Annotated in this window: 16 protein-coding genes and 1 pseudogene; 15 read left to right on the forward strand and 2 right to left on the reverse strand. The window is 42.6% G+C overall.

Annotated features, from left to right (window positions below; all coding sequences use genetic code 11):
• The first annotated feature begins 139 nt into the window (after nt 1-139).
• The 6 genes from B5Y67_RS09080 to B5Y67_RS09105 all read left to right on the forward strand — a co-directional run bounded on the left by B5Y67_RS09080 (nt 140) and on the right by B5Y67_RS09105 (nt 9,100).
• Nucleotides 140-1,492, forward strand: a complete 1,353-nt coding sequence (locus B5Y67_RS09080; RefSeq protein ID WP_088226133.1) for a nucleobase:cation symporter-2 family protein — start codon at nt 140-142, stop codon at nt 1,490-1,492.
• An 80-nt stretch (nt 1,493-1,572) separates the two neighbouring features.
• Nucleotides 1,573-2,784 (forward strand): NAD-dependent dihydropyrimidine dehydrogenase subunit PreA, encoded by a 1,212-nt coding sequence (gene preA, locus B5Y67_RS09085; RefSeq protein ID WP_088226134.1) that lies wholly within the window; start codon nt 1,573-1,575, stop codon nt 2,782-2,784.
• A 56-nt stretch (nt 2,785-2,840) separates the two neighbouring features.
• On the forward strand, nt 2,841-4,169 hold the full coding sequence (gene ssnA, locus B5Y67_RS09090; RefSeq protein WP_088226135.1) for a putative aminohydrolase SsnA: 1,329 nt from the start codon (nt 2,841-2,843) through the stop codon (nt 4,167-4,169).
• A gap of 10 nt (nt 4,170-4,179) precedes the next feature.
• A complete protein-coding gene (gene thrC / locus B5Y67_RS09095; protein WP_088226136.1) occupies nt 4,180-5,409 on the forward strand; it encodes a threonine synthase in 1,230 nt (409 codons plus the stop codon).
• Between the two features lie 191 nt (nt 5,410-5,600).
• The gene (locus tag B5Y67_RS09100; RefSeq protein WP_088226137.1) at nt 5,601-7,082 is read left to right on the forward strand and encodes a pyridoxal-phosphate dependent enzyme; all 1,482 of its coding nucleotides are present in this window, start codon (nt 5,601-5,603) and stop codon (nt 7,080-7,082) included.
• Between the two features lie 236 nt (nt 7,083-7,318).
• Nucleotides 7,319-9,100, forward strand: coding sequence for a sigma-70 family RNA polymerase sigma factor (locus B5Y67_RS09105; protein ID WP_170932643.1), 1,782 nt, complete (start codon nt 7,319-7,321; stop codon nt 9,098-9,100).
• 272 nt (nt 9,101-9,372) lie between these two features.
• Here the strand turns inward: B5Y67_RS09105 and B5Y67_RS09110 are convergent, their stop codons facing one another.
• A complete protein-coding gene (locus tag B5Y67_RS09110; RefSeq protein ID WP_088226139.1) occupies nt 9,373-9,789 on the reverse strand; it encodes a hypothetical protein in 417 nt (138 codons plus the stop codon).
• A 63-nt stretch (nt 9,790-9,852) separates the two neighbouring features.
• Nucleotides 9,853-10,705 (reverse strand): annotated as a pseudogene (locus B5Y67_RS09115) (IS1595 family transposase).
• A 276-nt stretch (nt 10,706-10,981) separates the two neighbouring features.
• Here B5Y67_RS09115 and B5Y67_RS09120 point away from each other — a divergent pair.
• The 9 genes from B5Y67_RS09120 (at nt 10,982) to hydA (ending at nt 22,536) form a co-directional block, all read left to right on the forward strand.
• Entirely contained in the window at nt 10,982-11,590 is a 609-nt protein-coding gene (locus tag B5Y67_RS09120; protein WP_088226140.1) for a metalloregulator ArsR/SmtB family transcription factor, read from the forward strand.
• A gap of 288 nt (nt 11,591-11,878) precedes the next feature.
• Nucleotides 11,879-12,541, forward strand: coding sequence for a spermine/spermidine synthase (locus B5Y67_RS09125; RefSeq protein ID WP_088226141.1), 663 nt, complete (start codon nt 11,879-11,881; stop codon nt 12,539-12,541).
• A gap of 332 nt (nt 12,542-12,873) precedes the next feature.
• Nucleotides 12,874-13,674 (forward strand): transposase, encoded by an 801-nt coding sequence (locus B5Y67_RS09130; protein WP_088226142.1) that lies wholly within the window; start codon nt 12,874-12,876, stop codon nt 13,672-13,674.
• A 468-nt stretch (nt 13,675-14,142) separates the two neighbouring features.
• The gene (dpaL, locus tag B5Y67_RS09135; protein ID WP_088226143.1) at nt 14,143-15,366 is read left to right on the forward strand and encodes a diaminopropionate ammonia-lyase; all 1,224 of its coding nucleotides are present in this window, start codon (nt 14,143-14,145) and stop codon (nt 15,364-15,366) included.
• Between the two features lie 190 nt (nt 15,367-15,556).
• Nucleotides 15,557-17,320 carry a sigma 54-interacting transcriptional regulator gene (locus B5Y67_RS09140; protein WP_088226144.1) on the forward strand — a complete coding sequence of 588 codons (1,764 nt, stop codon included), beginning with the start codon at nt 15,557-15,559 and terminating at the stop codon, nt 17,318-17,320.
• Nucleotides 17,321-17,652: 332 nt separating this feature from the next.
• Entirely contained in the window at nt 17,653-18,900 is a 1,248-nt protein-coding gene (locus tag B5Y67_RS09145; protein WP_088226145.1) for a YgeY family selenium metabolism-linked hydrolase, read from the forward strand.
• Between the two features lie 87 nt (nt 18,901-18,987).
• Complete coding sequence (locus B5Y67_RS09150; RefSeq protein WP_088226146.1) at nt 18,988-19,992, forward strand: ornithine carbamoyltransferase; 1,005 nt, start codon at nt 18,988-18,990, stop codon at nt 19,990-19,992.
• A 2-nt stretch (nt 19,993-19,994) separates the two neighbouring features.
• Entirely contained in the window at nt 19,995-20,945 is a 951-nt protein-coding gene (gene arcC / locus B5Y67_RS09155) for a carbamate kinase (protein WP_088226147.1), read from the forward strand.
• Nucleotides 20,946-21,141: 196 nt separating this feature from the next.
• Nucleotides 21,142-22,536, forward strand: a complete 1,395-nt coding sequence (gene hydA, locus B5Y67_RS09160; protein ID WP_088226148.1) for a dihydropyrimidinase — start codon at nt 21,142-21,144, stop codon at nt 22,534-22,536.
• Nucleotide 22,537 lies beyond the last annotated feature (1 nt).

A 22,537-nucleotide genomic window follows, 5' to 3' on the forward strand; every position in this document is an offset into this window, starting at 1 on the left:
ATTGCTAACTTTTCATCTAGGAACAATCTATCCAAGGAGAGAAACCCTGAATTTGAAAGCAGGAATTATTCAAGGTTTTGAGGACGGAGGTGTGTGCTTAAAAGTAGTTATCCTGCAGTAAATAACAAGGAGGAAAAAAATGGCTAACACACAACATTCTGTTGCACCTGTTGACGAAATGATGCCAGCAGCTAAACTTTTTGTGTTTGGCTTGCAGCACGTACTGGCGATGTACGCCGGGGCGGTAGCGGTGCCTTTGATTATTGCCGGAGCCGCTGGATTAACTAAAGCTCAAACTGCTTTTCTAATTAACGCAGATCTGTTTACTTGTGGGATCGCTACCTTGCTGCAGACGTTGGGGATTTGGAAAATCGGCATTAAAATTCCTGTTATCCAAGGTGTGACTTTTGCTGCTGTGACTCCGATGATTATTATGGCCAAAACAGGAGGCATGGAGACGATCTACGGATCAATTATTATAGCTGGTATATGTACTTTTCTCTTAGCCCCTTTCTTTAGCAAGTTGATTCGGTTTTTTCCACCTATTGTTACAGGAAGCGTTATCACGGTTATTGGTATTTCCTTGTTGCCTGTAGGTATTGCCTGGGCAGCCGGCGGTACCGGAGATCCTCATTATGGAAGCATGACTTATATTGGGGTTGCAGCCATAGTCCTTGTCGCTATTCTTTTAATCAATAAGTTTTTCCGGGGGTTCGTTGCTCATATTTCTGTGCTTCTAGGGTTAATTATTGGTCTTATCATCGCCATGCCCGTGGGGCTTGTGAACTTCTCGGGAGTTTCCTCTGCCGCTTGGCTAGGCATCGATTATCCGTTTGCATTTGGGATGCCGAAGTTTGATCTCGGCTCTATCATTGCTATGATTATTGTTATGTTAGTGGTTATGGTGGAGTCTACGGGAGATTTCTTAGCAATTGGTGTGATGGTTGATAAACCGATAGGCGAGAAGGAATTAACGGCTGGGTTACGGGCAGACGGTCTGGCTACGGCTCTCGGCGGGATTTTAAATGCCTTCCCTTACACTGCTTTTGCCCAGAATGTTGGTCTTGTCGGTCTGACTGGAGTTAAAAGTCGTTTCGTAGTAGCCACTTCAGGCGCAATTTTAGTAGTTATGGGTTTCTTCCCTAAATTAGCAACGATTATTGCTTCCCTGCCAAATGCTGTACTCGGTGGTGCTGGGATTGCTATGTTTGGTATTGTTGCTGCCAATGGAATTAAAACATTATCCAAAGTCGACTACGAAAAAAAACCCAACAACATTTTTATTGTTGCCATTAGCATAGGTTTGGGTGTTATTCCAGTTGTTGACGCGAATTTCTTTAAACTATTCCCTGATTGGAGTCAAACTATTTTGCACAGTGGTATTACTCTGGGTTCCGTGGCGGCTGTTATCCTCAATGCCCTGTTTAACGGCAGCAAAGGCGGAGAAGAGGCTCAAAAGGAACTGGCCGATAATGCAGGAATGAACGCTTAGGACATTTAGTGGGAAAGAAGCTGCTTCTTTCCCACGTTAAAATGATCTCGAATAATGGGTGTTAGAAGGGGAATTAAAAAATGTCAGTTGATTTATCAGTGGATTATTGCGGATTTCAACTTGAAAACCCCTTTGTTTTGGCTCCTTCTCCAAGCACAGATCAAGTCGATCAGTTAATTAAGGCTTTTGAAGCAGGTTGGGCAGGCGCTGTTTTAAAGACTATCAGTATTGACTCCAGTGTAGTTAGGCGTGTCTTTCCCTTAGTCATGAAGGTGGAACATCTTAAAGGTTTTATGGGCCTCCAGAATATTGACTTAATATCAGAACATTCCGTTGAACAGATTGAACAAACTATTCGTTATTTAAAAAAACGCTTTCCGTTTAAGGCTGTAATTCCAAGCATTATTGCCAACAATAAGGGCGACTGGCAAATGCTGGCTCACCGTATGGCGGCGGCGGGAGCGGACTTATTGGAATGCAGTATTTCCTTTCCCCATGGCGCCGATTGGGGACTAGGTTCGAAAATTCAAGAGCCAGCCAGTACGGAAGAAATCGCAGGTTGGGTTAAGGAAGCGGCGGGGAAGGTCCCTGTTGTTGTCAAGTTATCGGCGCAAGATTCAGATATTATTGCTACTGCAGCAGCTGTCGAACGCAGCGGAGCAGAGGGTGTTTGTGCCTTAAATACCCTGAAAAGCATTACTGGAGTGGATTTAGATACCCTGATTCCCACCCCAAATATCGCTGGGCTTTCTACATACGGAGGACTTTCCGGACCGGCCCTAAAGCCCATTGCCTTAAGATGTACTGCGGAAATTGCGCAGAAGTTAAATCTCGACATTGCAGCGAGCGGTGGAATTACCACCTGGCAGGATGGTACAGAATTTCTTCTGCTGGGAGCAAGTTCTTTACAGCTCTGTACGGCGGTTTTACGCTTTGGCGTCGGAATTATTCATGAATTAATTATAGGATTGCAAGGGTGGATGGAGGAAAAGTCCTTTCAGAGTCTAACAGATGTTATTGGGCGTTCTCTGCCGTATCTTGTGGGACACTCTCATCTTCCGAGAGGGATACAAGTAGTTTCTCATATTAATGCGGACCGTTGCAATCGGTGTGGTGATTGTTATTACGTCTGCCGAACCGGGGGGCATGATGCTGTTTTTTGGACAGAGGGGTTGCCGGAGGTTGACATAAGGCGATGTATTGGCTGCGGGCTATGTCAAGCAATGTGCTCGAGTCAGGCGATTTCGCTGACCAGGTTAATAGGAGAGCGTTCGTCTCCCCAGATAGGATAGATAAATCTAATTAATCATATCTAAAGTGAACTATTAAAGGGAGGATGAGTTAAGTAATGCTTATAATCGGGAATGGGATGGTATTAACCTTAGGTAAGAGCAACCAGGTTATTCCTCAAGGCGGAGTGTTAATTCAGGACAGCAAGATTATCGAAGTTGGGTCCTCTCAAGAGCTGCAGACACGTTTTCCTGAAGCTCGGTTTATTGACGCTCATGGAAAGTTAATTATGCCGGGATTGATTAATACTCATATGCATCTCTATAGTACATTTGCTCGGGGGATGGATGCTAAAAGCAAACCACCGCGCAATTTCCGCGATATCCTGGAAGGACTTTGGTGGAAACTGGATAAATTGCTGACCATAGAGGATGTTTACTACAGCGCTCTGACTCCGCTTATTGAGTGTATTAAAACGGGCACAACGACGATTGTTGATCACCATGCCAGCCCAAATGCAGTAACAGGCAGCCTGTCAACTTTAGCTAAGGCTGCTAAAGAGATAGGAGTACGTGCCGCTTTTTGCTATGAGGTTTCGGACCGTGACGGCGAGTCTATCGCCCAAGAAGGTATTAAGGAGAATGCTGATTTTATTAAAGCCTGTCAAGGAACTCCCGATGCCATGACTGCCGGATTGTTTGGGCTTCACGCTTCTTTGACCTTATCTGACAAAACGCTGCAGCAGTGCAGTGATGAAGCGAAACGACTTGGGGCTGGATTTCATGTTCATGTGGCCGAGGGTATCGAAGACGTAAACGATTGTTTGACGAATCACGGGATGAGGGTTGTTGAGCGCTTTGAGAAATTCGGAATCCTTGGGCCTAAATCTATAGCGGCACATTGTGTCCATGTCAATGATCGGGAAATAGAACTTCTAAAAGCTTCAAAAACTCAAGTAGTTCATAATCCTGAGTCCAACATGGGAAATGCAGTTGGCGTAACTCCGGTTCTTAAAATGTTGGATAAAGGAGTTAGAGTCGGCTTGGGAACAGATGGGTATACCTGTGATATGTTTGAAAGCGCAAAAGTAGAAAATGTTCTGCAAAAGCATGCTGCCGCAGATCCCAGTGTGGCCTGGGCAGAAGTTCCTCAAATGTTATATGGCAATAATTCCCTAATCGCTACCAATTTATTTGGCGGAACGTTTGGCGAACTGACCCCAGGAGCCTGGGCAGATGTGATTGTTGTTGATTATATCCCCGCAACGCCTTTGAACGAGACGAATTGGAGCGGACATCTTCTTTTCGGTGTTTCCGGTCATCACGTGGAAACAACGGTGATTAACGGAAGAGTGCGTATGTTGGACAGGGTACTTGTTGCTATTGATGAAGAAGCGATCTGTGCTCGTTCTCGCGAACTGGCCCAAGCAATTTGGAATAGGATTTGAGGTGACTGAGATGGAAAATGTTTTGGGATTGCGCTGTATTCAATGCGGTAAAGAATTAGCACCGGAACCGGGAGTATATACTTGCCCGACCTGTGGTTCGAAAGCTGGAATTATGGATGTTATCTATGACTATTCAGCGATCAACCGGATGATGTCGCGGGAAAAATTATCGCAATCGAAGGATTACTCAATCTTTCGCTATCTGCCGTTTCTTCCAATCCGTCCGGAAACTCCCCGGCCTCATCTGAGAGTAGGCTGGAGTCCATTGTATAAACCACCGGGACTTGGCAAGCAGTTAGGTATGAGTAATTTGTATATTAAAGATGACGGGCAAAACCCTACAGCGTCTTTAAAGGACCGTGCTTCAATTATTGCCGTTGTTAAAGCCGTGGAGGAAAAGGCCCCAACGGTTTCCTGCTCTTCGACGGGAAATGCCGCCTCATCTTTGGCCGGAAGTGCTGCTGCCATGGGACTGAAAAGTGTTATTTTTGTGCCCAGCCGCGCTCCTCAGGGAAAAGTAGCGCAATTGTTAATTTTTGGTGCTAAGGTTATCAGTGTTCAGGGTTCTTATGAGGACACCTTCAGATTATCTGCAGAAGCTATTGAACGTTTTGGCTGGTATAACCGCAATGCTGCCATAAATCCCTATCTTGTTGAAGGCAAAAAAACAGTGGCTCTGGAAATCGCCGAGCAGTTTCACTGGGAGGTACCTGATTGGGTTGTGCTTTCTGTCGGTGACGGATGTACGATTGCCGGAGTTTGGAAGGGCTTTAAAGATCTCTATCAAGCCGGCTGGATTGAGCGTTTGCCTAAGATTGTCGGGGTTCAATCCACGGGATGCTGCCCTCTCGTCGATGCCTTCTTAGAAAATCGCCCTTGGCATCCGGCGGAGGAAAACACGTTAGCAGACAGTATCGCTGTAGGTGTGCCCCGTAATCCGGACAAGGCTTTGCGTGCTGTGCGCGAATCCGGGGGAACGATGATCGCGGTGCCCGATGAGGAAATACTGGAAGCCATGCGAGAGCTGGGAAGAACCAGCGGGATTTTCGGCGAACCGGCAGGGGTAACTGGAATGGCAGGACTTAAGGCTTTAGTTAAAAAAGGGGTCATAGGGGCCGATGAAAAGGTTGTGGCTATAGTGACAGGTAATGGTCTTAAAGATGTCAAAAATGCCATTGCTGCAGTGGGTGAACCTATAAAAGTAGAGCCTTCCCTGGACGAATTGATGGGGAAATTGTAGGCCCCCACTTCTATAAGTGGGGGTGGGTCCTTCGTTGACTTCAGGTGGGGTAGAGTCCTCCTTCGCCGCTAAGTATTTCTATTGGGAAAGGCGGCTCGGCAATAATGTCCACTGGATATTATTGTATCTGAAGCCCCGATGTTCAGCTTTAGCCGAACGAGTTCACTCGTTACCATAAAGGAGGAAAGACTATGAAAAACTTAATTGATTTAACGATTAATGAAGAGCAGCTCGCAAAAACGGCCCAGAGTGTTAAAGAACGAAATATTTTGATTCCAACGCTGGCTCAAATGAAAGATCCCAATAAAGTTCCTGTGAAAGTGAAAGAAAAATTGAAAAAGACCGGTTTATGGGATGTTGATCCCATTAACCTGTTTCGAATTTCCTGGAAAAATGAGCCGGTTAAAGAAGGCGGGCTTTATAATTCTTTGCCGAACTATCTTGAAATCCCCTCTGCCATTTCCGGCGTTAAAGCAAGGATTATTGCCATGGCAGGCAAGTATTTTCCAACAGGTGCCCATAAGGTTGGGGCAAGCTTTGCCTGTTTAGTTCCGCGCTTGGTAACCGGTCAATTTGATCCCAAATATCATGAGGCTGTCTGGCCCTCAACAGGCAATTATTGCCGCGGCGGCGCTTACAATTCGGCCTTGCTGGGCTGTAAATCAATTGCCATTTTGCCTGAGAACATGAGTAAAGAGCGTTTTGAATGGCTGAAAACAGTGGCCGGTGAAATTATTGCCACTCCCGGTTGTGAAAGCAATGTTAAGGAAATTTATGATAAAACTTGGGAGTTGAAAAGAACCCGTGATAACGTCGTGATTTTCAATCAGTTTGGGGAACTAGGCAATCATCTCTGGCACTATGAAGTAACCGGCAATGCCATGCAGGAGATCATCAAAGCCGAGGCCGGTCCTAAGGGAAGACTTGCCGGAGTATGTTTAACCTCTGGGTCAGCAGGTACTTTGGGTTGCGGTGATTACTTGAAAGACCAATATCCCAAAGCCAAATTAGCCGTCGGGGAAGCTTTGCAATGTCCCACCTTGTTAAATAATGGTTTTGGTGATCATAGAATTGAAGGGATCGGTGACAAACATATTCCTTGGATCCATAATGTTAAGAACACAGATATGGTGATTGCCATTGATGATAATGATAGTTTGGGAATGTTCCGGCTCCTTAGCGAACCTGCAGGGCAAACCTATTTGAAAGAGCAAGGTGTCGCCGATGATGTTATAGCAAAACTTCCATGGGTCGGAATTTCCGGAGCGGCTAATATTTTATCGGCAATTAAATTCGCAAAGTACTATGAACTGACAGAGGACGATATTGTCATGACCGTCCTTACCGATTCGGCTGAAATGTATCAATCCCGCTTAAAAGAGATGGAAGACGAAAGAGGTCAAGAATATAGCCTGATTCATGCTGCCATCGATCATAACCGCAATGTCTTAGGTGTCAGAACAGACAGCATGGAGGAATTAACCTACCAAAGCAAAAAACGCATTCACAATCTGAAGTATTACACCTGGATTGAACAACAAATGTATGATTTAGACGAACTAAATGCCCAATGGTACGATTATGACAATTACTGGGGCCGACTCCATCAGATGGGACCAGAATTAGACAAACTTATTGAACAGTTTAATGCCAGAACCGGCCTGGCAGAATAATTCAAAAGCGTGTCGAGCGAGCGTGTCGGGGGACGGTCCTTCTAACACGCTTTTTTAACACGTTTGCAAAACGGTTTTTCATATGTTTTTTGGGAGACGTAAATTTTCATATTATAGTTTTGGTGATATTATCGAGAAGATATTTATCACCAATTTTTTTTAAAAAAGAATGGAACTTTTTAAACGATAAAAGCATCTTTAGAGTGAACTCAGGACGAAGGGAGAGAAATAAGGTTTTGGATCAGGTCTCGGAATTTGTTAGGGATGTACAAAACGGCAATAAAGAAGCGTGGGAGTCTCTTTTGCGAAATGTTTATCCGTCAGCTCTAAGTCAAGCAAAGATGCTGCTTCGTGATCAGGATCTTGCGGAAGACGCTTTGCAAAATGCTCTGATTAAAGTTTTTAAATTTCTCCCGACGTTAGAGACACCGGAAGCTTTCAAGGCATGGTTCCGCAGAGTTCTGATGAATGAGGTGTATTTAATTCTCAGAATCAGGCAGAAAGAAACGGAAGGCTTAAATGCCGAGCTTCTAGTTGATCAATGCGCTGCCCCTGATGAACGCGTAACGTTGAAAGTTGAAATTTTTCGTGTTCTTCAGATGTTACCTTTTGAACAACAACAAGTTTTCATCGAGGTAGATGTGTGGGGCAAATCTCTTAATGATACGGCAAAAGAATATGGATTGCCATTGGGAACGGTTAAATCCCGTCTATTTCGGGCAAGAGAACGTTTGCGCAGGGAGTTGCAGGATTGGTTAGGAGCAGAAACGGTCAAGAACCGCTGCAGGTTGGCTGATAATGATGACGAGGGGAGTTGGATTGTGGTGAGTAAAGAACAAAATAATTGGCCCACAAGGGATCAATTTTACGACTATTTGGAAGGTACAATGCCCTCAGAAGAAAGGGCGGATTTTGAAAAACAATGGTCAAATAATTCTGAGTGGTCAATGGAGTTATCCAGGCATAAAAACTTTTTAACGTTGCTTCATTCCCTAACAGGACGACTTACTCTTTCATCCCAAGAGATTGCGGAGAAAGCTCGGAAACTAAATGATCAGATCCAAGATTATGAAATGGTGCAAGAACACACTTATTTTAAAGAAACAGGACCTAGCACGATTTCTAATCATGTTTGGTTTAAGCGACCTGGACAACTTCGAATCGAGTCTTCTAATCCAAAGGTTGATAAAACGATCACGACCGTTCGCGGGCAGGAAATGTTATGTTGGACAAAATCGAGTCAAAAAGCTAGAAGGTTAAAGTTTAATCAAGAGATAAGTAAGCAGATGGGCCCAAATTATCTTGATGCTCTGAAGAAATTGGCCGCTGATAAAAACTGCAAAGTATTAGGAACGGATTATGTCGAAGGCCGTCCTGCCTTGCACATTCAATTTATGGAAAAAGCAGATAATATGAAGGACATGAATACTCATGTATGGCTGGATAAGGTTTCCTGGATGCTCTTAGTAACAGAACGTTATAATTCAGAAGGAAAGCTTATACTCAGAACCCTTGCCAGAGAATTGAAACTAAATCAGGGTATTCCCGACTCTTTTTTTGAATTAGAGATCCCTGAAGGGGTTAAGATTGAGGAAGAAGAGAGCGAAGAGATTCATCCATTCAGAGAGATTTCTCTTGAAGAAGCAAGCCGGCGTTTGTCATGCCCGATGTATTATTTTCAAACCAAAAATCTTAGCGTCAAACACCAATGGGTTCATTTTTCTGATAAGCAAGAAGTGTTGGTGAGCCTTTACAAGAAGAAAGGAGAACCAATAGCCTATTTAACACTTACACAAGGAAAAACTCCTCAAACGAACAATCCTTCTCAAGAATCTGGTGAGGTTATGTATTTTATGTTTGAAGGAAGTGAAGTTAAAGGAGTATTTCGCGAGTTTGATTTTGGCTCGGTTATGAACATGATTACTTGGGTATATCAAGGACAGTATTTTTCTGTAGCATGTACTGGGAGTAAAGAAGAGTTAATGGATAATATCAAAGAACTTCATTGTACTAATTGAGAACATTTTCTTGTGAAGAATTGCTTTCAAATCCCTGAATTGAGTTCAAAAGACAGCTAATTAGGGGAACGTTGCATAATAACATCTATCTGTTTTTATAAATGAAATCCTGCATAGGTGGAGGATTAAACCACTATTTATGCAGGATTTTATTTAGACTCTGTCACAACAGATAGTTGAAATCTAGCGTTTTTTTAGCAGAGCATTTTAATCGCGCTGCTAAGCTAATTTATGAAGCAAGGCCAAGACTGTTTAGTGTCAATGCGTTGACCTTACTTCCAAGAAATATCAGTTGAACCAGAGGGCTTTATAGCTATTAACTTAGTAGTATTACTATCCTTTACAATCTCTTCGATCTGTAACTGATATGGTTTGAGCAGTTTATTCGGGTCAGGTTCAGAAGTAAATGAAGCAGAGTCTTTAAGGTAAGACTGAATAGCTTGTTGCAAATCTCCATTGGCTATTTTCTGATGGTCTATGGCAAGTCCGATTTTAAATAGTTTTTTTTCAGGGTCACTTGAGAAGCCAACATGTGTAATTTCAGGCTGCTTATAGAGCTGGTTAACGTTTTTTGCTAATCCATCAGCGATAGAAGTAAACGATACGTTGGTTTTACTATTGCTACAACCAGAAAGTGCCACCAGACTGAGTAAGCTGAACAAGAGAATTGGCAGTAAATGTCTCTTCATTTAATTACCCCCTCACAAAATTAAAACAAATTCACATTATCTAACTAATGCGACTTAAGCCAATCAGCTAAGCAAAGGAATGATTGGCCTACTTGATAAACTTCGGCACTTAACAGACGCATTCGCGGTAATCGCAGCCCTTAAAATCGAGTCTATTTTGTGTTGTGTAGAGCCTTTTTTTACAGTGAGCCAACTATTCCACAATAGGTAGTTATTTAGATACTTCGATGTAACGCCGTTAAAAGCCCGAATAAAGCGCTTTAGGCTACTATGGAATGCGTTTATATGCTGTATGTTATAGATACCCTTCTTTGATTTGCCTGATTTTAACTGCACGAGATTTAGATTCGAATCTAACGTATGAGTTCATTTTATCGGTGCAAAGCGTAGCCTCTTCGCTAATTTTACCGTCGTATAGAAGGTGCAAATCTTTAGTTTTAACTCTCCCTAATGTAGCGATCTTACTCACAGCATGACTAGATCGATCTATGGCGCAGGGTACACAAACTTGTTTTTTTGATAACCCCCTGGTATGTATCGATTTACCGCGCTTATGGGCTGCTCGTGGCAGCATAAAGGGGCCTTTTTTATGGTTCCCCCTTGTATGATATGTATGATATAGGGAAGAATGTTTCGTCAGCTTCAACGTAATAGAGTTGGTATTTGCAACGAATGTTCTTCCGCAATCTTTGCAGATATACCTCTGTTTACCATCTTTTCTGTGACCATTCCTAGATATATGATCGATACACCCACAGAGATGGCATATAAGGCCTCTCGAAAAACGGCTTTCAGTGAGTAGTTGCTCCAATTTGCTCGCTTTTGATGAATCATCTGTTAAAACTGTCATTAACCGGCTTTGCTCAGTCGGTGAAAGACCTTGTATTAAACTTAAAATTTCTTCAACAGTCACTATATGGCCCATCACTTCCAGTTTATGTATTTTATTATACCACATAAACTGGAAGCCTGGGAATTTCAACTAATGGTTGTGAGCGTTTATGCATTTTGCAACAGGTTTTTTTAGTTTTAAGAACATAAGATGTTAGCTAGTTTTTTTCTATACTTGGAATTTTGTTTGGCTGTTAAAACTTGACAGTAAATCTAATTAGATAGTCATCGAACCTCTTTTGGTTCTTATAGATTCCTAAAACAGCGTTTTTAGAGATTGCAGAAAAGGAGTGGTTAACTATTGCAGCTAAATCGAATTATTAATTTTCATAAGGCATTGTCTGATCCTACACGTATTCGTATTCTGGAGCTTTTGGCGAAGGAGCCTCAACATGGTCAGGCACTTGCAGAACGCCTCGGGATAACCCCTTCGACGATTACTCACCATATGGCAAGACTTCGCGATGCGGGTCTCATAAAAAGCAGACGAGAGAAAAACACTATTTTTTTTTCGTTGGAGGAGATGACATTACAACGGGATGCTCAGGCAACTTTAAATTTTATTCTAGAATCAGTAAACAATGGGCTCATGAAAACTGAATGGGAGGAAGGCATTTCAAATAGTCGTGAAAAAGAACGTGATCGCGTTCTCAGGAATTTCTTTACTCCTGATGGCAAACTGAAGCAAATTCCTGTGCAGTGTAAGAAAAGGCGATTTGTTTTAGAACGAATGTTAGACGGATTAACGGTAGGGCGAAAGTATTTGGAAAACGAGATTAACGAGCATATTAAAGCATTTCACCCGGATTACGCAACCATTCGGCGTGAGTTCATTATCTGGGGCTACATGTACCGAGATAATGGGATCTATGAAATGAATCCTCCAGAATTATGGAAAAGAGAGGATTAAGATAGTGTGAGGAAAAGTAGGCTTAATCCGAGGCAATATATTATTTCGATGCTTGCTCAATGCAACGTTTGTTAGTTCATTGGGGATTGGTTTAATAGTTTGGTAGTGACCTTGGCGATGCGTATGATTCCATATCTCATCGCGGGTCCAATTGAGTGGGCTAAGTGACTATTACGACTGGGCTTAATGGCTTGCCATGATTGGGATTTAGCATAGCGGGAATTTCTATTGCGGAATTTAGTGTTTTGATATTTAAGATAAATAATCAAAATTAAGGAGACTGTATTTATGCAAGATAATATTATGGTAATAGAACGCTGCTTAACCCAAAGAAGAGAACTACAGTTACAAAAACGTAATCAGGATTATGAGATAATAAGTAATGGAGTATTCTTAATGTCAACGTATAATGGCGATTCTGAACGGAAATTGGTTACCCTGGCTTTAAGATTCTCATCCAATCCCCAAAAAGTCTTAGTCGCAGGTTTAGGTGTTGGTTATTCTCTTCAAGAAATGCTTGGCGAAACTCAAGTTAAGGAAATTGTAGTTCTTGAACTTGAGACTAAGATTATTGAATGGAATTATACTTACTTTTCTCCGCTAATGGGTAATTATTTAAAAGATCCTCGGATTCGGATTATACAAGAGGACTTACTGACCTGGCTGGATTCTACTGAAGACAAATTCGACATCATTTGCATAGATATTGATAACGGTCCTGAGTGGACGGTCATGGAATCTAATTGTCGTTTATACACGGAAAAAGGACTTTATGCACTTTCTAAGATTCTTAATCCATATGGAGTAGTCTCATTTTGGAGTTCTTCAGCATCAGAGAATTTTCATAATCGCTTAAAGAACTATTTTAGTAATGTAAAGGAATATCAAGTTGAAAGTAAGCGTGGAGAACCAGACTACATTTATCTTGGGCTAAATTACGATAAACAATAACAAACTATGCGCACCTGATGCAGAATATAAGGGACGCGAATAAAGTTGGGTTAGCGCTAACCGCTCTGATGATAGCAAAAATATTTCGTCTTGGTATCACGGTAATTCACTTTATAAGTACATCGTATTAGTTAAATATAAAGCGATAAGTAGGGGTTGGATAGAATAGGAGCTCGAAAACCCCTTTTTGAGTTTGATATTCTGTTAAAACAGTGAATGTTGTGTGTTGCAAGGACCGTCCCCCTGACACACCCCTGACACACTGGCACATATTGACATCATGGTAGATAATGGATATGCTGAACGGAAAGGGGATGAAAGGGAGAATCTAAATGACCAGATTACAACGGAGATATAGTAATTCTGGATGTTATCATATTATGCTCAGAGGGAACGAACGCAAAAATATATTCTTAGATGATGAAGATCGTCTAAGATTTATTAATAGTGTTAATAAAAAGCAAACTGACAATAAGCTTATTTTATATGCTTATTGCCTTATGGACAATCATGTTCATTTAGCCCTAAAAGATACTAACAATGACATTTCAATTTTAATGAAAGGAATTGCAACTAGTTATGCGATGCATTTCAACAAAAAGTATGGTCGTGTAGGGCATGTATTTCAAGGGCGCTATAGAAGTGAGGTAATTGAAAATGACAGTTACCTATTAGCAGTTATTCGCTATATTCACCAGAATCCGAAAAAGGCCTTTTTGGTACAACGAGCTGAACAGTATCAGTGGAGCAGTTACCAATGGTACTTAGAACCGAACAGAGAAGAGGCAACGATTGTGGATGTTCAATATATCCTAAAAATCTTTGCCGAAGATCAAAACGATGCGATCAATGAGTTTATTAGATTCTCAAGCGGAAATAATAATGATACTAATCCCTATATGGACGACAATGAAGGTGATGGTACAATTCGAACTATTCAGGATGGTAAAGTTTATTTGCATAACTACCTGAACCAGAATTGGCCAGAAATGAGTTTAGACATGATTAAAACAGACAAAAATTTTAGAACTACAGTAATAAGAAATTTACGAACCAACACGAATCTATCGGTGGTTTGTATTGCCAAATTGCTCGGAATTAATAGGGGAATGGTTGAGAGAGTTAGGCCTTAAAGAGTTTGCCTGTTGAATAGAGTTCAAAAGTTAGTAGGATTAGGACGATCAGTTTGATAAATTAAGCGGATCGTCTTTTTATTTACAAAATAAGATTGGTTCAGGTTCTTTGCTATATTTGGATTTTTTATGATATTAAATTCGGTAAACAATATAGTTTAGTACTAGAGGTATATCTCTAGATTCACTCCCTTGGAAATATTAATCAATGGGGAAATCTAAAATTTATTGCAGGAAAAAATTTTTAACGGTAATAGCATGGTTCAAAGCGAGCCAGAAGAAAAAGCGTGTCAAAAGGACCGTCCCCCTGACACGTTAGAAAAGATGTGAGGTGATAAAAGTTGGCATGATAATTGCATTAAATATTCCTTGATTTAAATGAGAACAATTCATTTAGGGGGAGATAAAATCTAAGGGTTTCAACAAGAAATTGTTTTCGATAGTAATTTTGGAATAGGAGCGATTATCGTGAGTGACGAAATTAAATGGATTAAAAATAACATGTTAAAAACTTATGGAAAAGGTTCTTCCACCAAGCTTTTCAGTAAAGATGAAATTGATAAAGCGAGACGATTTCATGAGACGTTTCCTGATTATCAGCCTACACCTCTGCGGGCGTTAAATAGATTGGCCTCAAATTATGGGGTGAAAGGCATTTATGTCAAGGATGAATCCTTTCGTTTTGGATTAAATGCCTTTAAGGCCTTAGGGGGTTCCTATGCTATCGGGAGATATCTTGCCCAGCGACTCCATAAAGATATTAGTGAGCTTCCTTATCAAGTTCTAACTTCCCCGGAAGTTAAAGAACAATTAGGTGATATAACCTTTGCAACAACGACGGATGGTAATCATGGCCGGGGTATAGCCTGGACTGCCCGCCAATTAGGACAAAAATCAGTTGTTTATATGCCGAAAGGATCGTCTCAGTTTCGTTTGGATAAAATCAAGGAAGAGGGCGCAGAAGCTTCGATTACGGACTTGAATTACGATGATGCCGTTCGCATGACGGCTGAGGAAGCAGAAAAAAATGGCTGGGTGGTTGTACAGGATACTTCCTGGGAAGGTTATGAAGAAATTCCCTCGTGGATTATGCAGGGCTATGGTACTATGTCGGCTGAAGCGTTGGAAGAACTCAATAATCTTGGCATAGAGAAACCGACCCATATCTTTGTGCAGGCCGGTGTGGGTGCCTTGGCAGGCTCAGTGCAAGGGTATTTCGCCTCACTCTTTCAAGAGGATCGTCCTAAGACAGTGGTAGTCGAAGCTAATAAAGCGGATTGTTTATATAAGTCTGCTCTTGCCGGAGATGGCAGGCCACGGGTCGTCGGCGGAGATATGTCGACGATTATGGCCGGATTGGCTTGCGGCGAACCGAACCTTATTGGCTGGAATATTCTCAGAGACTACAGCCAGATGTTTGTCTCTTCTCCGGATTGGGTTGCGGCCAGAGGAATGAGAGTTCTGGCCAATCCCTTGCTTGGAGATCCCAGGATTATATCCGGAGAATCTGGGGCAGTGACGGCGGGGCTCTTAGGCTCCTTTTTAAGGGATAAGGCCTTTAAAGCTGCCAGAGAGCAGTTGAATATCAATGATCAATCACAGATTCTCATCTTTAACACAGAAGGGAATACTGATCCTTATAAATATCTAAGCATTGTTTGGGATGGAGAATTGCCGTCAACGGGCCGCTAAAGCAGCAATTCTTAATCGAGCGGAAGTTTTGAATATAAGGAGCACTATTGAGATCAAGAGTGCTCCCTTCTTTATGGGTTCGCTGCCTTTTGTTTTTCAAATTTTGCCGCAAATGGACTTCGAGTCTCGAAATGAGACTAAGAGTTGTATATAATGTAATCAGGTAGTGAATTATTATTGAGGTGCTAAGATGTATCACCTAAGTGACATAAAAACAACAGTACAGCAGACCGCAGATGCTATTGCTGCGGCTTTAAAAATCGAGGTTGAAATTGCCGACGCCGATTTAATTAGGGTTGCCGGCACGGGTAAATATAAGATTCGCTCCGGGAGTCCAATGAACGATGGCTTTGTTTATCGTCATGTTATGAAAACCGGAGACCCGGTAATTATTGATAATCCCGGTTACAATGAGCTTTGTAAGCCGTGTACTTGTCGAGGGAATTGTCTTGAGTTTGCCGAAGTCGCGATTCCTATTCGTGTGGATGATCAAATTATTGGTGTGATAGGCCTGGTAAGCTTTGATGAAGAGCAGACCATGCGCTTGATGGATAATAAGCAATCGCTTTTGAGCTTTCTGGAAAAGATGTCTGAGCTACTTGTAGGCAAAGTGGTGGAAAGTCACCAAAACCGTGAGCGTGAGCTTCTGACAAGTCAGTTGCTTACAGTTCTCAATTTATTGCCTGATGGTATTTTATTAATTAACGATCAGAAGAAACTAACCCATTTTAACGCCCATGCGAGAAAGCTGCTGGATATTGAAGCGAACCAGGAATTGGAGCTCTATCAGTTATTAGATGATAAAAAGCTGTGGCTGGCCGTGGAAAGAGGAGAACAGTTTTCCGGTCCAATCCGCGGGAAGCGTGTAGCTACTCAGCTTTATTGCGATGTAGTTCCCATTAAGAACAATGAAGTCATCGAAGGTGCCGTTATTACAATTAAAGATATTCAGCAGATTAAAAAGTTAGTTAAAGAGGCCACTGTGAGTGAAATTGAAACCCATTTTTCCCAGATTATCGGCAATTCGGCTAAGATGAGCGAGCTTAAAACCATGGCTTTGCATGTTGCCCCCAGTAAGGCTACGTTATTAATTCAAGGGGAAAGCGGAACAGGTAAAGAATTGCTGGCTCGGGCTATTCATCAGAGCAGCAATCGTAAAGGGCATGCTTTTATTGCGATTAACTGCGGGGCAATACCTGAAAACTTATTGGAAAGCGAACTCTTTGGCTATGAAGAGGGCTCCTTCACCGGTGCACGGCGGGGCGGTAAGATGGGAAAATTTGAACTGGCTCATAATGGGACAATCTTTCTGGACGAAATTGGCGACATGCCTCTGCATTTACAGGTTAAGATTTTAAGAGTTTTACAGGAGCGCCGAGTTGAACGTATCGGCAGTACACGTTCGATTCCGTTAGACGTTCGTGTGATTGCCGCAACCCACCGTGATCTTGAAGAGATGGTGAAGACTGGTGAATTTCGCGAAGATCTTTACTATCGGCTCAATGTTATTCCTTTAATGATTCCTCCCTTACGCGAGCGCCAAGAAGATATTCCAGTTTTAGTTCAATTCTATTTGGATTATTATTCGTCCGTTACAGAAAAAGCAGTCAAAGGCCTAACACCTGAGGCAATGGTAAAATTAACCCATTATCCTTGGCCAGGCAATGTTCGGGAATTAGGCAATGTCATCGAATACTGTGTAACCATGGTCGTAGGAGACTTTATTTCCATCGACAATCTCCCCCAACGCATTAAGGATGGCCTAAAATCGGAGCCTAAAAGCAGCTCTTTGAACTTAAAACAGCTTGAGCGAGAGGCAATTACGAAAGCCCTGACCATTGCTGAAACAGAGGGGCATAAAGAAGATGCAGCTAATATGCTTGGGATTAGCAGAGCTACCCTTTACCGAAAGATAAAAGAGTATCAAATTGGAGAAAATAAAACCTTTTTTTAGCTTTGTGGTGAAAATAACGGTGCATTTCCTGTATCAAAACTTGACGAATGTCTCAAAATGAGATTGAAGGCTTCAATCCTGCTTGTAGCACTGGTCGAGAAATTTCTTGGGTTTAGTTCATTAAAAATGCAGTCTCAATTTGAGATTGTAGTTAAAAAACTATGTTGTTGATTTGATTCAATTCAATCTGCTTAGAACCCTAAAATATTAAGAAACAAGGTATCTGGAAGTGGCATGAATCTTGCATTAATCTATAAGGGAACGATCATAATATCTATGACGATCGAAAATCCACAATCAATAATCCAAACGTAGTGAAAGGGGAATTTATTTTGGATACCGATTTTGCAAAAGTTCTGGAATTGGCCAAAAAGTATGAACCTGAAATGAGCCGTTTCTTACGTGATCTCATCGCCATACCAAGCGAGAGTTGTGCTGAAAAAGATGTCGTGCTGCGAATCAAAGAAGAAATGCTTAAAGTAGGGTTTGATCGAGTAGATATTGACCCTATGGGTAATGTCCTTGGGTATATCGGTCATGGCAAACACCTTATAGCCATGGATGCCCATATTGATACCGTGGGAGTCGGTGATCCGGGACTTTGGAAATATGATCCCTATCAAGGGTACGAAGATGAAGAGATTATTATCGGCCGCGGCGCATCGGACCAAACCGGAGGTATGGCCTCCATGGTTTATGCCGGCAAGATTATTAAAGATCTTGGTTTAGAAGATGAATATACATTAGTGGTTGTTGGGTCTGTGCAGGAAGAAGACTGCGATGGCTTATGCTGGCAATATATTATTAATGAAGACAAAGTTGTCCCTGAATTTGTGGTCATAACCGAACCCACTGATGGCAAAATTTATCGCGGGCATCGGGGACGGATGGAAATTAAAGTGATGACGAAAGGCGTTAGCTGCCATGGTTCTGCTCCTGAACGAGGAGATAATGCTATTTATAAAATGGCTCCGATTCTGACGGAACTTCGCAGTTTACATGAAAACTTGACGGATCATCCTTTCTTAGGTAAAGGCAGTTTAACAGTTTCAGAGATTTTCCACACGTCGCCATCACGTTGCGCCGTAGCTGACAGCTGCTGGATTTCGGTCGACCGTCGTTTAACAGCCGGAGAATCCTGGGAATTCGCCCTTCAACAAATAAGAAATCTTCCTTCTGTCAAAGCGGCAAATGCCGAAGTGAGTATGTACACTTATGAAAGACCATCTTATACGAATCTCGTTTATCCTACCGAATCATATTTCCCAACCTGGTTGATTGAGGCCGGACATCCGGTGAGCACGACCTTAGAAGAGTCCTACAAAGGACTGTTTGGCAAGGACCCCGTTGTTGATAAGTGGACCTTCTCCACAAACGGTGTTTCCATTATGGGTCGTTATGGAATTCCTTGCATTGGTTTTGGACCTGGTCATGAGGATCAGGCTCATGCGCCCAATGAGCGTACCTGGAAAAAGGAACTCGTGGATTGTGCCGCTATGTATGCAGTCATTCCAAGTTTATATGTCCAAAAGTATGTCGATCTCATGCCAAGCGCTACAGAAAATTTAGTAAAGCTGTAAGTTGCCTTAGAACGACTACAAAATGGACAAGGAATTCTAACACATTTACTGATCTTAAAGAATTAACTAGTAGGAGGAACCAATACAATGCAAACAGTATTCAGAGGACGTCATTTCATCAATTTAGAGGATTTTACCAAAGAAGAACTTGACACAATGCTGGAAGTTTCTATGGAACTTAAGCGGAAGTTTGCCATGGGTGAAGATACACCCTATCTTACGAACAAAACCGGTTTTTTAATGTTCTTTGAACAATCGACCAGAACCAGAAACTCTATGGAAGCAGGAATGGCTCAATTAGGTGGTCATGCAGGTTTCCTCGATTCCAGCACCATGCAGGTTGCTCACGGCGAAACAGCCAAAGACACCGCCATCATCCTTTCACGCTTTGGGCATATGATTGCCTGCCGTTACTGCAACTGGGGCAGAGGAAATGCCTACTTAAACGAGATGGCTCGCTGGTCTTCAGTGCCTATTATGAATCTGCAGTGCGACCTCTACCATCCTTTCCAAGGATTAGCTGACCTAATGACCATCAAAGAGAAACTTCCTGATTTACGCCGCAAAAAAATCTCCATCATTTGGGCTTATGCTGAAAGCCATAAAAAACCTATCTCTGTACCGGTTACCCAAGTGTTGCTCTTCCCTCGATACGGTATGGATGTTTGGTTGGCTTATCCCAAGGGCTGGGAACTTCCTGACTGGGTTATTGATCAAGCCAGAGCCAACGCTGAGAAGCACGGCGGCACTCTGACGATTACCCATGATGAGGCAGCTGCCTACAAAGATGCCGATATCGTTATTCCGAAGAGTTGGGGGAACTGGGTTACAGACCAAACAGGAGCTACCGAAACCGGTGCCAGCAAAGTGATTGATGATGCTCTAATTGCTAATAAGAGCTGGAAATGTACAGAAGCTAAAATGGCTACAGCCAGCAAAGATGTTATGTATATGCATGCTCTGCCGGCTGACCGCAATAACGAAGTTGAAGATTCGGTTATTGACGGACCTCATTCAATTGTTTATGATGCAGCTGAAAACCGCTTGCATACTGCAAAAGCAGTGATGACTCTATTGGTAGGTGGAAAATAAACGTGAGTACGTTAGCTGTTGTTGCTATCGGTGGGAATTCTCTGATTCGGGATAAAGGACATGAAACCGTTGAGGATCAATATCAGGCGGTCTGTGAAACAGCTAAGCATATTGTGGGAATGATTGAGCAAGGGTATGAAGTGATCATTACTCATGGTAATGGTCCCCAAGTTGGGTTTATTCTCAGAAGGTCTGAAATTGCTACGGATGTTGCCAGAATGCACCAGGTGCCTTTAGTGAGCTGTGGAGCCGATACTCAGGGTGCTATTGGCTATCAAATTCAGCAGGCCATGGATAATGAGTTTAAAAAACGAGGCGTGAAAAAGTCTGCCGTCACCATAGTGACTCAGGTCGTGGTTTCCCCGGATGATCCGGCCTTTCAAAAGCCGGCAAAACCCATTGGCTCCTTTTATTCACAGGAACAGGCAGAACTTATCAAAAGATCTAATCCTTCCTGGGTGATGGTTGAAGATGCAGGACGGGGATACCGCAGAGTTGTACCGTCACCACTGCCCCAAGAAATTGTTGAAAAAGACGTCATTAGCCGCCTGGCCCGCGACGGCTATTGCGTTGTGAGTGTTGGAGGCGGCGGAATTCCTGTTATGAAACGAGAAGATAATTCGTTCCAGGGCGTTGACGCTGTGATTGACAAAGATTTTGCTTCCAGTCTTTTAGCCTCCGACATTAAAGCCGATCTCCTAATAATTTCAACCGGAGTTCCGACGGTTTACCTCAACTATGGGAAATCTGACGAAAAAGCCTTAACGAACGTGTCTCTGGCTGAACTCAAACAATATATGGCTGAAAATCACTTCGCCCCTGGGAGCATGCTGCCAAAAGTTCAGGCGGTAATCAAATTCTTGGAGAATGGCGGCAAAGAAGCAATCATTACTAATCCGGAATCCCTTGAAGATGCCGTAGCCGGAAAAACAGGAACTCATGTCTTTCCTTAAGAATTCAGTTTTTACATTGAATCAGATTGAGTAACAATAGTTCGTCAAACAGAGTGCTTTCCTTGGAAAGCACTCTGTCTCAAACTTTTGGAATCCTCTGAAGGTTTTCGATAAATGTTAGTTCAAGATTAGTAAACTCGCAAGGATGGGAGCCAATCCCACGAACATCTAAAATAAGCCTTAAGGAGATTTTAGAATGGGTATTGTTTTAAATGGCGGGACAGTTGTAACGGCTGCCGACGTGTATCAAGCAGACGTCCGGATTGAAGGCGAGAGAATTGCAGCCCTTGGCTGCGAGATCAAGCAACCTGGTGATCAGGTGATAAATGTGGGCGGTTGCTTGATATTTCCGGGTGGTATTGACCCCCATACCCACTTTGACCTCCCGGCGGGAGATATTACGACTTCCGATGATTTTTATTCAGGGACTAAAGCTGCTTTATTGGGAGGCACTACGACAATCTTGGATTATGCCACTCAATTTAAAGGGGAAAGTCTCAAAACAGGTTTGGAAAATTGGCATAAAAAAGCCGACGGCAAATGTTTTGTTGATTATGGTTTTCATATGGCTATTACTGATTGGAACGATGCCATCGCTCAAGAAATGACAACAATGGTCCGCCAGGAAGGTGTACCTTCTTTTAAATTGTATATGGCTTATAAGAATGTTTTGCAAGTCGACGACGGTTCACTCTTGCAGGCCCTGCGTCAGGCCGGAAAATGCGGAGCACTCGTTTGTGTGCATTGCGAAAACGGAGATGTGGTTTATGATCTTGTGCAAAAGGCTTGTCTAGAAGGGAAAACTGCACCTCGCTATCATCCATTAACCCGACCTCCCGAGGTAGAAGCTGAAGCAACGTCGCGGGTAATTACTCTCGCTCAATTGGCCGATGCGCCTCTTTATATTGTTCATCTTACCTGCAGTGGTGCCCTTGAGGCTGTAACAAAGGCCAAATTACAGGGTGAGGAAGTCTATGCGGAAACTTGCCCTCAGTATTTGTTGCTCGATGATAGTTGTTACTGTTCCGAAGGCTTTAATGGTGCGAAATACGTGATATCTCCGCCCTTGCGTCCTATTCAGAACCAAGCCGCCTTATGGTCGGCTCTGCAAACGGGAATTTTAGAGACGGTTGCCACCGACCATTGTGCGTTTAATTATAAAGGTCAAAAAGAACTGGGCCTTGAGGATTTTAGTAAGATTCCTAACGGAGCACCCGGTGTAGAAACCAGGATGGGGTTACTTTACACTTATGGCGTAAAGTCGGGCAAATTAAACCTTAATGAATTTGTCGCTTTAACTTCTACAAATGCCGCAAAATTATTCGGGTTATTCCCCCGCAAAGGGACAATCGCACCTGGTAGTGATGCAGATCTGGTGGTATGGGACCCGAGTATTTCCTCTGGAATCTCAGTCGAAAGACTGCACCAGGATGTTGACTACACCCCCTTTGAGGGCTTTAAACAGCAGGGAAAAGCGATTCGTATATTTTTGCGAGGCAGGCAGGTGAGTCAAGACGGCCAATTAACCCAAGAATTACCTGCAGGAAAGTATTTGTTCCGGAATCCATTTCTGAGGAGAAAGGATGGGTAGA

Origin of the sequence: Desulfosporosinus sp. FKB (genome assembly GCF_002196705.1) — a bacterium.
In the GTDB taxonomy this organism is placed as follows: domain Bacteria; phylum Bacillota; class Desulfitobacteriia; order Desulfitobacteriales; family Desulfitobacteriaceae; genus Desulfosporosinus.

Bases quoted from the DNA above. Each gene is read 5' to 3' on its own strand.
- B5Y67_RS09080 (WP_088226133.1), top strand. From the start codon at position 140: ATGGCTAACACACAACATTCTGTTGCACCTGTTGACGAAATGATGCCA.
- preA (WP_088226134.1), top strand. From the start codon at position 1,573: ATGTCAGTTGATTTATCAGTGGATTATTGCGGATTTCAACTTGAAAAC.
- ssnA (WP_088226135.1), top strand. From the start codon at position 2,841: ATGCTTATAATCGGGAATGGGATGGTATTAACCTTAGGTAAGAGCAAC.
- thrC (WP_088226136.1), top strand. From the start codon at position 4,180: ATGGAAAATGTTTTGGGATTGCGCTGTATTCAATGCGGTAAAGAATTA.
- B5Y67_RS09100 (WP_088226137.1), top strand. From the start codon at position 5,601: ATGAAAAACTTAATTGATTTAACGATTAATGAAGAGCAGCTCGCAAAA.
- B5Y67_RS09110 (WP_088226139.1), bottom strand. From the start codon at position 9,789: ATGAAGAGACATTTACTGCCAATTCTCTTGTTCAGCTTACTCAGTCTG.
- B5Y67_RS09125 (WP_088226141.1), top strand. From the start codon at position 11,879: ATGCAAGATAATATTATGGTAATAGAACGCTGCTTAACCCAAAGAAGA.
- B5Y67_RS09130 (WP_088226142.1), top strand. From the start codon at position 12,874: ATGACCAGATTACAACGGAGATATAGTAATTCTGGATGTTATCATATT.
- B5Y67_RS09140 (WP_088226144.1), top strand. From the start codon at position 15,557: ATGTATCACCTAAGTGACATAAAAACAACAGTACAGCAGACCGCAGAT.
- B5Y67_RS09150 (WP_088226146.1), top strand. From the start codon at position 18,988: ATGCAAACAGTATTCAGAGGACGTCATTTCATCAATTTAGAGGATTTT.
- hydA (WP_088226148.1), top strand. From the start codon at position 21,142: ATGGGTATTGTTTTAAATGGCGGGACAGTTGTAACGGCTGCCGACGTG.